The sequence below is a fragment of the Kosakonia sp. genome (assembly GCF_032104925.1).
Taxonomy (GTDB): Bacteria; Pseudomonadota; Gammaproteobacteria; order Enterobacterales; family Enterobacteriaceae; genus Kosakonia.
In genome coordinates, this window is record NZ_DAMCGF010000001.1 from 208,690 (window position 1) to 221,370 (window position 12,681).

The 12,681-nt window shown below is 50.8% G+C and carries 12 protein-coding genes; 4 read left to right on the plus strand and 8 right to left on the minus strand.

What is annotated here, in order from left to right; translation table 11 throughout:
• Positions 1 to 77: 77 nt before the first annotated feature.
• The 3 genes from pntA to RT644_RS01070 all read left to right on the plus strand — a co-directional run bounded on the left by pntA (position 78) and on the right by RT644_RS01070 (position 4,225).
• Positions 78 to 1,607, plus strand: coding sequence for a Re/Si-specific NAD(P)(+) transhydrogenase subunit alpha (gene pntA / locus RT644_RS01060; RefSeq protein ID WP_313625118.1), 1,530 nt, complete (start codon positions 78 to 80; stop codon positions 1,605 to 1,607).
• A 10-nt stretch (positions 1,608 to 1,617) separates the two neighbouring features.
• Positions 1,618 to 3,006 (plus strand): Re/Si-specific NAD(P)(+) transhydrogenase subunit beta, encoded by a 1,389-nt coding sequence (gene pntB, locus RT644_RS01065; protein ID WP_016496247.1) that lies wholly within the window; start codon positions 1,618 to 1,620, stop codon positions 3,004 to 3,006.
• A gap of 106 nt (positions 3,007 to 3,112) precedes the next feature.
• The gene (locus RT644_RS01070; protein ID WP_313625121.1) at positions 3,113 to 4,225 is read left to right on the plus strand and encodes a mechanosensitive ion channel family protein; all 1,113 of its coding nucleotides are present in this window, start codon (positions 3,113 to 3,115) and stop codon (positions 4,223 to 4,225) included.
• Between the two features lie 29 nt (positions 4,226 to 4,254).
• Here the strand turns inward: RT644_RS01070 and uspE are convergent, their stop codons facing one another.
• The 3 genes from uspE to ogt all read right to left on the minus strand — a co-directional run bounded on the left by uspE (position 4,255) and on the right by ogt (position 6,827).
• Positions 4,255 to 5,205 carry a universal stress protein UspE gene (uspE, locus tag RT644_RS01075; RefSeq protein ID WP_016496245.1) on the minus strand — a complete coding sequence of 317 codons (951 nt, stop codon included), beginning with the start codon at positions 5,203 to 5,205 and terminating at the stop codon, positions 4,255 to 4,257.
• Between the two features lie 144 nt (positions 5,206 to 5,349).
• Entirely contained in the window at positions 5,350 to 6,102 is a 753-nt protein-coding gene (gene fnr / locus RT644_RS01080) for a fumarate/nitrate reduction transcriptional regulator Fnr (RefSeq protein ID WP_016496244.1), read from the minus strand.
• A 209-nt stretch (positions 6,103 to 6,311) separates the two neighbouring features.
• Positions 6,312 to 6,827 carry a methylated-DNA--[protein]-cysteine S-methyltransferase gene (gene ogt / locus RT644_RS01085; protein WP_016496243.1) on the minus strand — a complete coding sequence of 172 codons (516 nt, stop codon included), beginning with the start codon at positions 6,825 to 6,827 and terminating at the stop codon, positions 6,312 to 6,314.
• A gap of 522 nt (positions 6,828 to 7,349) precedes the next feature.
• On the opposite strand from ogt, the gene smrA reads away from it, so the two are divergent.
• Positions 7,350 to 7,913, plus strand: a complete 564-nt coding sequence (smrA, locus tag RT644_RS01090; protein ID WP_269230889.1) for a DNA endonuclease SmrA — start codon at positions 7,350 to 7,352, stop codon at positions 7,911 to 7,913.
• Between the two features lie 77 nt (positions 7,914 to 7,990).
• Here the strand turns inward: smrA and RT644_RS01095 are convergent, their stop codons facing one another.
• From RT644_RS01095 to RT644_RS01115, 5 genes are all read right to left on the minus strand, one after another.
• Complete coding sequence (locus RT644_RS01095) at positions 7,991 to 8,194, minus strand: hypothetical protein (RefSeq protein WP_269230890.1); 204 nt, start codon at positions 8,192 to 8,194, stop codon at positions 7,991 to 7,993.
• A 10-nt stretch (positions 8,195 to 8,204) separates the two neighbouring features.
• The gene (gene buk, locus RT644_RS01100; protein ID WP_313625123.1) at positions 8,205 to 9,275 is read right to left on the minus strand and encodes a butyrate kinase; all 1,071 of its coding nucleotides are present in this window, start codon (positions 9,273 to 9,275) and stop codon (positions 8,205 to 8,207) included.
• Between the two features lie 2 nt (positions 9,276 to 9,277).
• Positions 9,278 to 10,168, minus strand: a complete 891-nt coding sequence (locus tag RT644_RS01105; RefSeq protein WP_313625125.1) for a phosphate acyltransferase — start codon at positions 10,166 to 10,168, stop codon at positions 9,278 to 9,280.
• 72 nt (positions 10,169 to 10,240) lie between these two features.
• Positions 10,241 to 10,978: an acetoacetyl-CoA reductase gene (gene phbB / locus RT644_RS01110; RefSeq protein ID WP_313625580.1), complete on the minus strand. Its 738-nt coding sequence runs from the start codon at positions 10,976 to 10,978 to the stop codon at positions 10,241 to 10,243.
• Positions 10,979 to 11,018: 40 nt separating this feature from the next.
• Positions 11,019 to 12,206: an acetyl-CoA C-acetyltransferase gene (locus tag RT644_RS01115; protein ID WP_097407774.1), complete on the minus strand. Its 1,188-nt coding sequence runs from the start codon at positions 12,204 to 12,206 to the stop codon at positions 11,019 to 11,021.
• Between the last annotated feature and the right edge of the window lie 475 nt (positions 12,207 to 12,681).

Genomic DNA, 12,681 nt, shown 5'->3' on the forward strand with positions numbered 1-12,681 from the left:
TTTTCCGCAGCGTTGCGTAAATAACCGCGCCGGAACCACTGACAAACCATCATCTAAAACCGATGGAAGGGAAAACTATGCGTATTGGTGTACCTAAAGAACGGTTGGCCAATGAAACCCGCGTTGCTGCGACGCCGAAAACGGTCGAGCAACTGCTTAAACTGGGTTTTACCGTCGCGATTGAAAGCGGCGCGGGCAAGCTGGCAAGTTTCGATGACGATGCGTTCGCCCAGGCCGGCGCGACGATTGTCGATGGGAGCAACGTCTGGCACTCGGACGTTATCCTTAAAGTTAACGCGCCGGATGACGAAGAGATCGCGCTGCTTAATCCGGGCACGACGCTGGTGAGTTTTATCTGGCCTGCGCAAAATCCGGCATTAATGGAGAAGCTGGCTGCGCGTAACATTACCGTGATGGCAATGGATTCCGTGCCGCGTATCTCCCGCGCCCAGTCGCTGGATGCGCTGAGCTCAATGGCCAACATTGCGGGATATCGTGCAATTGTTGAAGCGGCGCATGAATTCGGCCGTTTCTTTACCGGGCAGATCACGGCGGCGGGCAAAGTGCCACCGGCGAAAGTAATGGTGATTGGCGCGGGCGTTGCCGGTCTGGCGGCGATTGGCGCGGCTAACAGCCTTGGGGCCATTGTGCGAGCGTTCGATACGCGCCCTGAAGTCAAAGAGCAGGTGCAGAGTATGGGTGCCGAGTTTCTGGAGCTGGATTTCCAGGAAGAAGCGGGCAGCGGCGACGGTTATGCGAAAGTGATGTCCGAAGCCTTTATCAAAGCAGAAATGGAACTCTTCGCAGCCCAGGCGAAAGATGTCGACATCATTGTCACCACGGCGCTTATCCCGGGGAAACCGGCACCGAAGCTGATCACCCGTGAAATGGTTGACTCCATGAAGCCAGGCAGCGTTATTGTGGATCTTGCTGCGCAAAACGGCGGTAACTGCGAATACACGGTACCGAACGAGGTCAGCACAACCGCCAATGGCGTGAAAGTGATCGGTTATACCGATTTACCAGGCCGTCTGCCTACGCAGTCTTCCCAGCTTTACGGCACCAACCTTGTGAACCTGCTGAAACTGCTGTGCGTTGAAAAAGATGGCAACGTAGTTGTCGATTTCGATGACGTTGTGGTTCGCGGGGTTACCGTGGTTCGCGACGGTGAAGTTACCTGGCCTGCGCCGCCGATTCAGGTTTCTGCACAGCCGCAGGCTGCGCCAAAAGCGACTGCGGCACCAAAAGAAGAGGCCAAACCGGTTTCGCCGTGGCGGAAATATGCCTTTATGGCACTGGCGATCATTCTGTTTGGCTGGCTTGCCAATGTTGCACCGAAAGAGTTCCTCGGCCACTTTACCGTTTTCGCGCTGGCTTGCGTAGTCGGTTACTACGTGGTGTGGAACGTCTCGCATGCGCTGCACACGCCGCTGATGTCGGTCACTAACGCCATTTCCGGCATTATCGTGGTAGGCGCGCTGTTGCAGATTGGTCACGGCGGCTGGGTCAGCTTCCTGAGTTTTATTGCGGTACTGATTGCCAGCATTAATATTTTTGGTGGTTTCACCGTCACTCAGCGCATGCTGAAAATGTTCCGGAAGAACTAAGGGGTAACAGATGTCTGGAGGATTAGTTACAGCTGCATACATTGTTGCCGCGATCCTGTTTATTTTCAGCCTGGCGGGACTTTCAAAACACGAAACGTCCCAGCAGGGAAATAACTTTGGTATCGCCGGGATGGCGATTGCGCTGATTGCAACCATCTTTGGCCCGGACACCGGCAATGTCGCCTGGATTTTAGTGGCGATGATTATCGGCGGCGCGATTGGTATTCGCCTGGCGAAGAAAGTGGAAATGACCGAAATGCCAGAGCTGGTGGCCGTGCTGCACAGCTTTGTCGGCCTGGCTGCGGTACTGGTAGGCTTTAACAGCTATCTCGATCACGAAGTGGGACTGGATCCGGTGCTGGTGAATATTCATCTGACGGAAGTGTTCCTCGGCATCTTTATTGGTGCGGTGACCTTCACCGGTTCTATTGTCGCTTTCGGTAAACTGCGCGGGAAAATTTCTTCTAAGCCGCTGATGTTGCCGCATCGCCACAAACTGAATCTGGCAGCGCTGGTGGTTTCCTTCGTACTGCTGCTGGTGTTTGTGCGCACCGAAAGTGTCGGCTTGCAAGTGCTGGCGCTGTTGGTGATGACGATAATTGCGTTGGTGTTTGGCTGGCATCTGGTCGCTTCTATCGGCGGTGCGGATATGCCGGTCGTGGTTTCCATGCTGAACTCCTACTCCGGTTGGGCGGCGGCGGCGGCGGGCTTTATGCTCAGCAATGACCTGCTGATCGTGACCGGTGCGCTGGTCGGTTCTTCCGGTGCGATCCTCTCTTACATTATGTGTAAGGCGATGAACCGCTCCTTTATCAGCGTGATTGCCGGTGGTTTTGGTACGGACGGTTCTTCAACTGGTAGCGATGAAGAGGCGGGCGAGCACCGCGAAATCAATGCCGAAGAGACCGCAGAGCTGCTGAAAAACTCGCATTCGGTCATCATCACCCCGGGCTATGGCATGGCGGTGGCGCAGGCGCAGTATCCGGTGGCGGAAATCACCGAGAAACTACGCGCGCGCGGCGTGAAGGTGCGTTTCGGTATTCACCCGGTTGCTGGACGTTTGCCGGGTCATATGAACGTGCTGCTGGCGGAAGCGAAAGTGCCGTATGACATCGTGCTGGAAATGGACGAAATCAACGATGATTTCGCCGATACCGACACCGTGCTGGTTATCGGTGCGAACGACACGGTTAACCCGGCGGCGCAGGATGATCCGAAGAGCCCGATCGCGGGTATGCCGGTGCTGGAAGTGTGGAAAGCGCAAAATGTGATTGTGTTTAAGCGCTCCATGAACACTGGCTACGCGGGCGTGCAAAACCCCTTGTTCTTCAAAGAAAACACGCAGATGCTGTTTGGCGATGCCAAAGCCAGCGTCGACGCTATCCTCAAAGCGCTGTAATGCGTACCGCCTGAAAAACCGCTCTTCGGAGCGGTTTTTTTTGGTCCGCGTGGACGAAAGCAGAGTGTCTATACTCTTATCTTCATGTTTTTTATGAGGAGGAAGGATGACGTTTTTGTCACGTTTTGACTTCATATCCATAGTGATGCTGCCATCATTCTGGATTGGTCTTGCCACGGTGGTTATCGTTACGCTGGTTGTCTACTGGCTGTTCACCTACTTACTGAATATGGTGCTGAAAGGCGCGCGCAACTGGAGTGAAAAGCAGAGCGGCGTCGGCAGGCTGCAGCATGTTGTGGTGGATATGCTCAGACGCACCAGCAAATTCCTGCTCTTTGTGGCGGCGTTACTCTTCAGCCTGCGGTTTGTCGATCTCCCCGATCACCTGTTTAACACGCTCGGGCACGCCTGGTTTTTAGTGCTGGCAATCCAAATCGCCCTCTGGCTTGATCAGGGCGTGGTGTCGTGGATGCGTCACTTGATGTATTCGCCCAATACCAGTAAAAACCCGGTCACCATGGTGATTGCGGGTCTGTTGCTGCGCATGATGCTGTGGACGATGATGCTGTTATCGATTCTGGCGAATGTCGGGGTCAACATTACCGCGCTGGTCGCCAGCCTTGGCGTGGGCGGTATCGCCATTGCGCTGGCGGTACAAACCATCCTCAGCGATGTTTTCGCCTCGCTTTCTATCGGTTTTGATAAACCTTTTGAGATTGGTGACTTTGTCGTTTTCGGCGACGTTGCCGGCACCATTGAGCATATTGGCCTGAAAACGACGCGTATTCGTAGCCTGAGCGGGGAACAAATCGTCTGCGGTAACGCCATCCTGCTTCAGCAAACGCTTCATAACTACAAACGTATGCAGACCCGGCGCATCGTCTTCACTTTTGGTCTGGCGCTCACTACGCCGCCGGAGAAACTGCGTAAAGTCGGCGAGATGGTGCGTAGCATCATCACTGATGTTGGCAACACGCGCTTTGACCGCGCCCATTTCCTCGGGTTTGGTACCGATCGGTTGAATTTTGAAGTGGTGCATATCGTCAACTCGGCGGACTACAACACCTACATGGATATCCAGCAAGAAATCAATATCCGCATCATGGAACATCTCGCCGCAGAGGAGATTGAGCTGGCGCTGCCGTGCGTAGTGGTGAAAGGGGGAGTGGCTGTCGAAACGCAGCCCGCTGAGCCACCGGGGGAACAAACGGCCGTATAAAAAAACCCGCCTTGCGGCGGGTTGCTTGTTTAATCGTCTTCGTCGTCGTCCAGTTCGACAGGCGTCTGGTACTCATCCGGTTTAATGACCAGTAGATCGCAGCGCAGATGATCAATCACCTGCTCGGCGGTGTTGCCAAGGAAGGCGGCGGAGATACCGGTGCGCCCGATGGTGCCAAGCACGACAATCCCTGCCTGCAGATGTTCAGCCAGATCCGGGATCACCTCTTCGGGTAACCCTTTTTCCACATGCGTGAGTTTTTCATCAATGCCAAATTTCTGCCGTAACGCTTTCATTGCCAGCAAGTGCTGACCGCGAATGGCGTCGTTGTATACGCTGGGATCGAATTCCGGCAGTTCAATCGCGATGTTGATAGGCGTCACCGGGTAAGCGCCAACGAGATGAACTTCGGTGTGGTTTACCTGTTCGGCCAGTTGCAGCGTCTCTTTGACCAGCTTTTCATTCAGCGAGTTGTGGTAAATCTCTTCGCTGGCAAGGTTGACTGCGACCACTGCACGTCCGGCTTCCGGCCAGGGTTGGTCTTTCACCATCCACACCGGGCACGGGCATTTACGCAGCAGATGCCAGTCGGTCGGCGTAAAAATAACGGATTCCAGTTTGTCATGCTGGTGGGTCATTTTCAGCAGTAAATCGTGTCCACCTGCCAGAACTTCCTGAATAATGGCTTCGAAGGGACGATTGTGCCAGACCACTTTGATTTCGATTGGCACACCCGCGTCGATATAGTATTTCGCCTGTTCGCGGATCCACGCGGTACGCTGGCTGATGACGCCCTGGCGCATTGCGGTACGCTCGTCTGGGGACAGAAGGGTGGTCATTTCGTAAGAGAAGTCATAGATAGGCAAAAACGCTTTAATGCGGCCGCCAATCCGTTGATGCAAATACACAGCACGTCGTAACGCTGGCTGATCGTCCTGATTGGGATCGATGGCGACCAACATATTCTGATACTTAGCCATACAGGGTCTCCTTACATCTGTCACCACAGTCTGTCAGTAAAAGATAACCCATAAGTGCTGAATGAAACAGGGGAAAGCCTTCGCCAGATCAATAAATCAGATAAATTAATGACCCGGCAAAGGGGATATCAGGCGGGGAAAAAATCAGGCAACGTTACGCGCATGACCGGCCAGTTGCGCCAGCATGTCGCTATTTTCAATGGTGATATATTTTCCTTTCACCGCCAGCATGCCGCTCTTCTGGAAACGGCCTAACAGACGGCTGATGGTTTCCACCGTCAGACCCAGATAGTTGCCGATGTCGCCACGCGTCATCGTCAGGCGGAATTCACGCGGGGAGAAGCCGCGCTGTGCAAAACGGCGTGAGAGGTTATAAATAAATGCCGCCAGGCGTTCTTCTGCATTTTTCTTCGAAAGCAGCAGGATCATATCCTGATCGCCTTTGATCTCGCCGCTCATCAGACGCATCATCTGCTGACGCAGATTGGGCATTTTACCCGAGAGGTCATCCAGCGTTTCGAACGGGATTTCACAGACCATCGATGTTTCAAGCGCCTGCGCGAAGCTCGGATGATGGCCAGTACCAATGGCATCAAAGCCCACCAAATCACCCGCCAGATGGAAACCTGTGATCTGCTCGTCGCCCTGTTCAGTAATGGTGTAGCTTTTGATCGTACCGGAGCGGATAGCGTACAGCGATTTCAATTCATCCCCGGCTTTGAACAACGTCTGACCTTTCTGGATGGGCTTTTTACGCTCAATGATGTTATCGAGCTGATCCAGCTCGTGTTCATTAAGAGTAAAGGGGATGCAAAGCTGGCTAATGCTGCAATCCTGGCAATGGATTGCACAACCGCCAGACTGAATGCGTCGTATAATTCGCTTTTCCGGGATCATAGGTCTGCTCAACGCCGTAATTGATATTGGTCAATTTTAACAGCTTTTTACTGGCCGCGTAAGCCCGGTAAAACGTCAATTCACGATTTATAAAACGGGAGGCAGAAATGAAAAGAGATGACATTGCACCATCTCTTTGAAATTCCATCATTTCGCTAAGGCTTTTACCACAAAAGAGGGTGAAAAGAACGCTAAATGTGCGTTTTTTCTCACAATAGAAGATACCCTTCATGGCGTAGCAACCACTCTTTTCGCTGCACGCCGCCCGCATATCCCGTCATTGTGCCGTTACTGCCGATAACGCGATGGCAGGGCACGACAATACTCACCGGATTTGAACCATTCGCTGCGCCGACCGCACGCGCGGCACCTGCACGTCCCAGTTTTACCGCCAGTTGACCATAATGCATGACCTGACCACAGGGGATGGTGCGTAGCGCTTGCCACACGTCGCGCTGAAAAGGCGTGCCGCCAGTTGCCGTCGGCAGAGTTTCAATCACTGCCAGATCGCCGTCAAAATAGTCCTGCAATTTTTGGCTTAGCCCGCCCGGATTATGCGCTGCCACTCGCTGGTAACCCTCCCGGCGATAGTGGATATTTAATAACTCAACCATCCGATCGCTGTGTTCTTCCCACTCAACCGCGCGAAGCTGGAATTGTTCATCGCACAGCACCCAAAGCGGGCCAAGCGGCGTGGAAATATTATCTTCAAGTAAAGTCAGCATCTGGCATCCTTTTCAGTGGGCAACGGCGCCAATTTACCAAACGTCCGGCGATGCTGCTATACCCCGAAAGAGACTATATTCTGGGTAAAGAAATAAGCTGGTGAAATAATAGCCAGCGAAGTATGCATTATTTAATAGATGATATATTGCGCTTATTTCGCGAATAAAAAAATAGAGCCTGCCGACATCCGTCAGGCTCTACAGTACACACAGCAGCGCATCCGTTCGTTATTTTTTGCATTTTCATCCTTGCGCGGTAAATATAGTTATAGCGTTCCTTCATCATATTTCCAGTAAGAATTGGTGATTGATTTCACGTTAATTTAACTGAAATTCAGAATATTAATTTTTCTTAAGTTGAGTTTTTCATAACATTACTAAGAGTAATGTTATTGGAATATCATCCAGGAGAACCATTCGCTATTATTTTTTCGGGTGCAAAAGCCATTTTGCCAGCAGGCATTGTGAGCGCATGCCGTGCCAGCTATAGTACGGGGGCTGAAGTAGCCGGAGGACTGCACTATGAACCCTGACGACAAATTGCTTTTTCTTGACGCCATGGAAGATGTCCAACCCCTGAAGCGCAGTGCCGATGTGCACTGGCAACCGAGCCACAATTCGCGCACGCTACAACGCGTCGACACGCTGCAACTCGACAACTTTCTGACCACCGGGTTTCTTGATATCGTGCCGCTTGATTCACCGCTGGAGTTCAAACGAGAAGGCCTGCAGCAAGGGGTGCTTGATAAATTGCGCCAGGGAAAATATGGCCAACAGGCAAGCCTGAACTTACTGCGCCAGCCGGTTGAACAGTGCCGACAAATGGTGTTTCGTTTTATGTATCATGCGCGCCAGGATGGGCTACGCAATGTGCTTATCATTCATGGTAAAGCGCGTGAAGAGGGTTCGCATGCGAATATCATTCGGAGTTATCTGGCGCGCTGGCTACCTGAATTCGATGAGGTTCAGGCGTTTTGCACCGCGCTGCCGCACCACGGCGGAAGTGGCGCTTGCTATGTTGCGATCCGCAAATCTGAGCAGGCGAAACAGGATAACTGGGAACGGCATGCGAAACGCAGCCGTTGAAAATCGCGGTGGTGTCGGATAATTAGTTTGCGAATGATAAATAAAAGGCGGGAACCAGACCGGTTCCCGTTGTTTTTTTAATCGGCATATTCGGCCGCAATAAGAATTTCATTTTGCCGGGTACCCAGCGCGCTTGAAAGATGTTCTGCCTCCGTACTACTCAGCTCAATTGAAATATCCTCCTGTCCATCGTTGAAATCGATGTGCAGGCATACACTGCCATTAGATTTCGTCACGGAGATTTGATTTGGAAACAATGCAATATTCTTTTTACCCATCATTAATACCTCTTCAGTATTCGACTAACTCCCTTTGACCTTCCATCGCTGCCAGTACACCATCGGCCAGCGCGAACATTTCATCCTCACCAGGATAAACGACGATTTCAGATGTAATAAAACTGACGCGCTGACGAATAAGTTCGACAATTCTTCTGTTATAGGCAATGCCGCCGGTAATGATGATGGCATCGACCCAACCCTCCAGTACGGCGGCGCACGAGGCGATCTCTTTGGCTATCTGGTAGGCCATGGCTTCCAGAATGTCCTGCGCTTTTTTATTCCCATCCATAATCTGTTGCTCAACGTCACGGATATCCTTGGTGCCGAGATAGCCATATACGCCGCCTTCGCCAATCAACTTCTTCTTCAATTGCGCATACGTGTACTGCCCTGAAAAGCACAGTTTTAATAATTCATAGCTGGGAAGGCGGCCTGCGCGTTCCGGCGAGAATGGCCCATCGCCGCCCAGGGCTGAATTCACATCCACAATACGACCTTCGCGATGAGCGCCCACGCTGATGCCGCCACCTAAGTGGGCCACGATCAATTTAAGCGTGGAATAGGGGCGGTTTGTTTCCGTGGCATAACGGTGCGCGACAGCTTTTTGATTCAGCGCGTGAAAAGCGCCCACGCGTGAAATCTCCGGCATTCCGGATATTTTAGCTATCGGGTCATATTCGTCGACGACGACAGGATCAACGGTATACGCCATCTCTTGTTTATTTACCGCCCGCGCGAGTTCCCAGGCCAATATGGCACCCAGATTAGAAGCATGTTCACCGTTCAGGCCGACACTGGCATCGTGAATATAGTCATCATTAATACGATAAACGCCGCTTTGCAAATGACGAACCAGACCACCGCGCCCGATAAATATATCAATCTCATTTAAGCGAAAACCATGTTCCTGCAATATGTCGAGAATAATCTGTTTGCGAAAGGCTTTTTGATCCAGAATCGTGGAAAAAGCCGCCATCTCTTTTTCATCATGGTTAAATGTGCGGTAAATAAGCTGCGTGCGGTTGTTATATACCGCAATTTTTGTAGACGTTGAACCTGGATTAATCACCAAAATATACATAGTCAGTCCTTGCATTGAGATATCGCACAAGCAATAGCAAAATATTTTGTTTTAGCGCTGTCTGATCGTGAGGTAAATACCACCGGTTTTGTTGTTCCCGTCAGTGTGCTTGCGCTCAATGCTCCACCAAGCTGCATCACCGTTTTATAAAAGACATTGGCGCTGTTGATATCCGGAAGGATGGCCAGGTCAATATCGCCGCCGACCTGCGAATGCAACCCTTTATGTCGGCAGGATTCTTTATTAAAAGCCAGATCGATGGACAGCGGTCCTTCAACAATACAGTTATCATAAGCGATGCCGCTCAGCGCCGCGGCATCCACGGTAGCGGCGATTGCAGGCGTAATATGCTCAACGGCGGCAATCAGCGCGACTTTGGGCACCGCAATACCAACCTGATGCAGGACATTAACCGACTGGGCAATCATCGTGGCTTTATCTCGCTGATCAGGTGTAATAGTGATACCGGCATCAGTGATTGCAAACAGCTTGTGATAATGCGGGCTTTCGATAAACGCTAATTGCGTGACAAGCCGCGATGCCGCAATGCCAGTCTCTTTATTTAAAATCGCGCGCAAATAAATGGCACTATCGACAAGTCCTTTCATTAAAATATGCGCTCGCCCGGATTTAACGACGCTCACCGCCGCTTTGCAGGCTTCTGTTTTATCTGCAATATCAATTATTTCGATATGGCTGATATCAAATTTAAGATGTTCGGCGAGCGAGGTTATTTTATCCCGGCAACCAATCAGAATGGCCTCTGCCAGCCCGTCATTTCTGATCCATTTAATGGCTTCGAGTGCATGAGAATCTTCTGCTGCGGCAACGGCAATTATTTTCGGCCTTTTCCTGCGCGCAAGCTCAACAAACGAACTTAATTTTTCAAGCATGATAAAAAATCCTGAGTCCCCAATATTGCCTCACCAGATGTATCGCCGGTGAGGCCCGGAAATGGCATATCTTTAATACATATGCTGGCCGCCATTGATGGCGATATTGGAGCCGGTAACAAACCCGGCCTTATCACTGGCGAGATACAGGGCCAGTTCGGCGATTTCATCGGCTTCGCCGAGGCGACCAACGGGAATTTGCGCCACAATAGCTTCCAGTACATCGGTGGGGATGGCCTGCATCATCTCGGTGTTGATGTAGCCTGGGGAGATGGTATTAACGGTAATATTTTTACGTGCTACCTCCTGCGCCAGTGCTTTCGTGAAACCATGCACACCCGCTTTGGCGGCAGAATAATTAGTCTGGCCAAACTGTCCTTTCTGACCATTTATCGACGATATATTAATGATGCGCCCGCGCTGGTTAGCCAGCATGTTATCCAGAACGGGTTTGGTCATATTGAACATGCTGTTCAGATTGACCTGAATAACCGCATCCCATTGCGATTTATCCATTTTTTTAAAGGTTGCATCGCGGGTAATACCCGCGTTGTTTACCAGAACATCGATATGACCATATTGCTTCAGCAGTGTACCGACCGTGTCCTGACACTGCGCGTAATCGCTGACGTCACAGCGAATAGCGTCGGCTTTGGCAAACCCTGCTTCTCGCTGGATCTCAACCCACTCTTTCAGGCGATCCGCATCCGTATCAATGGCGATAACCTGGTAATGCTCCAGCAGAAAGCGAAGGCTGATTTTTCCACCAATACCGCGGATCCCACCGGTCACAAGCGCAACTTTACCCATCATCATTTCCTCACGTTAAATAACATTCTTCATCGCGGCGTTATTCCATTTCGACGGTGACGGCGATACCCATACCACCGCCGATGCACAGCGTTGCCAGACCTTTTTTGCTTTTTCTGCGCTGCATTTCATGGAGCAAAGAGACAAAAATTCGCGTGCCGGATGCACCGATAGGGTGGCCGAGCGCAATCGCGCCGCCATTGACATTCACTCTGGAGAGATCCCAGCCCATTTCCCGGTTGACGGCGATGGCCTGAGCGGCGAAGGCTTCATTGGCTTCGATAAGATCCAACTCATCAACCTGCCAGTTCGACCTGGTTAGCGCATGACGAGACGCCGTGATGGGGCCGGTTCCCATTATTTCTGGCAAGACGCCTGAAGTACCGAACGCCACGATCCTGGCCTGCGGTTTGATCCCCAGCTCACGCGCTTTTTTCGCCGTTGCCAGGATAACCATTGCTGCACCATCGTTAACGCCAGAGGCATTACCGGCGGTAACGGTGCCATCGGTTTTAAAAGCTGGTCGGAGTTTGGCTAAGCCTTCACGCGATGTTTGCGGACGGGGAAATTCATCGGTATCAAACAGGACGGGTTCTTTACGAGGGCGGGTGATGTCAACCGGAACAATTTCACTGGCAAAATGATGCGTTTCTAACGCGATTGCTGCTTTGTGTTGTGACGCAAGGGCGAAAGCATCCTGTTCTTCACGTGTGATCGCATATTTTTCGGCCACATTCTCGGCGGTGATCCCCATGTGATAATCATGAAAAGCATCCCAGAGGCCATCCTTCACCATGCTGTCCAGCATTGGCCAGTTACCCATTTTCATGCCGTTACGTGAATGGGGTAAAACATGCGGTGCCTGGCTCATACTTTCTTGCCCTCCGGCAATAATTAATTCGGCATCACCACATTTCAGCGCCTGCCATGCCAGTTGCAGCGCTTTTAACCCCGAACCACACACTTTATTAATTGTCAGCGCCGGAACATCGACAGGAATACCTCCCTGAATTAACGTCTGGCGCGCCGGATTTTGCCCGCTGCCTGCGGTAAGTACCTGGCCGATAATAACTTCATCGATCTCTTTTGCTGCAATACCTGTTTTTTTCAGAAGCGCTTTAATCACCGTGGCGCCTAATTGCGGTGCACTAATTTCAGCAAGCGATCCATTTAGTACGCCGATAGCAGTTCTTGCACAATCAAGAACGACAATATCCGTGTCCTTCATTTGTATTACCTTTTGATTTAAATGATTCGACTATTAATGCGCAGAGATTTTTTTACAGTATTGATATGCGTCAATACTTAAAAGTTGTTAACAATGGCGTTAAAATTACAATGCTTCTTATTTTTCTGTAATTAACCTTATTTACTGCATTTGTCTGGTGGTTTTTTCATTCATCATTAATTCATCGCTCATGATCTTTTTCTTAAACTTTAATAAGGATTGCATGTAGATCTTTCTTGTTGGCACCGGAGGTATCTTATTGATAAAACGCTTTCTTCTCCTCGGGTAGCTACGGGGGTGGCGCTGCATGGCAATTTTCGACTTAAGTAAAAAATCTAATTTAAGGGGTAATTTACACATGCTCCGTATCTGAAAAGATAAATATAAATCCATTCTTATAGCTAATGACAATTCTATGGGGGTTGACGAGGTTGGGGGAAAAAGGTGTATATGGATACAATTAGTTGTTTCTCTA

What these genes read in the sequence shown, in the direction of transcription:
- pntB (WP_016496247.1), top strand. Translation starts at nt 1,618, where the DNA reads ATGTCTGGAGGATTAGTTACAGCTGCATACATTGTTGCCGCGATCCTG.
- phbB (WP_313625580.1), bottom strand. Translation starts at nt 10,978, where the DNA reads ATGGGTAAAGTTGCGCTTGTGACCGGTGGGATCCGCGGTATTGGTGGA.
- uspE (WP_016496245.1), bottom strand. Translation starts at nt 5,205, where the DNA reads ATGGCTAAGTATCAGAATATGTTGGTCGCCATCGATCCCAATCAGGAC.
- RT644_RS01095 (WP_269230890.1), bottom strand. Translation starts at nt 8,194, where the DNA reads ATGATGGGTAAAAAGAATATTGCATTGTTTCCAAATCAAATCTCCGTG.
- ogt (WP_016496243.1), bottom strand. Translation starts at nt 6,827, where the DNA reads ATGCTGACTTTACTTGAAGATAATATTTCCACGCCGCTTGGCCCGCTT.
- RT644_RS01105 (WP_313625125.1), bottom strand. Translation starts at nt 10,168, where the DNA reads ATGCTTGAAAAATTAAGTTCGTTTGTTGAGCTTGCGCGCAGGAAAAGG.
- RT644_RS01070 (WP_313625121.1), top strand. Translation starts at nt 3,113, where the DNA reads ATGACGTTTTTGTCACGTTTTGACTTCATATCCATAGTGATGCTGCCA.
- smrA (WP_269230889.1), top strand. Translation starts at nt 7,350, where the DNA reads ATGAACCCTGACGACAAATTGCTTTTTCTTGACGCCATGGAAGATGTC.
- buk (WP_313625123.1), bottom strand. Translation starts at nt 9,275, where the DNA reads ATGTATATTTTGGTGATTAATCCAGGTTCAACGTCTACAAAAATTGCG.
- RT644_RS01115 (WP_097407774.1), bottom strand. Translation starts at nt 12,206, where the DNA reads ATGAAGGACACGGATATTGTCGTTCTTGATTGTGCAAGAACTGCTATC.
- fnr (WP_016496244.1), bottom strand. Translation starts at nt 6,102, where the DNA reads ATGATCCCGGAAAAGCGAATTATACGACGCATTCAGTCTGGCGGTTGT.
- pntA (WP_313625118.1), top strand. Translation starts at nt 78, where the DNA reads ATGCGTATTGGTGTACCTAAAGAACGGTTGGCCAATGAAACCCGCGTT.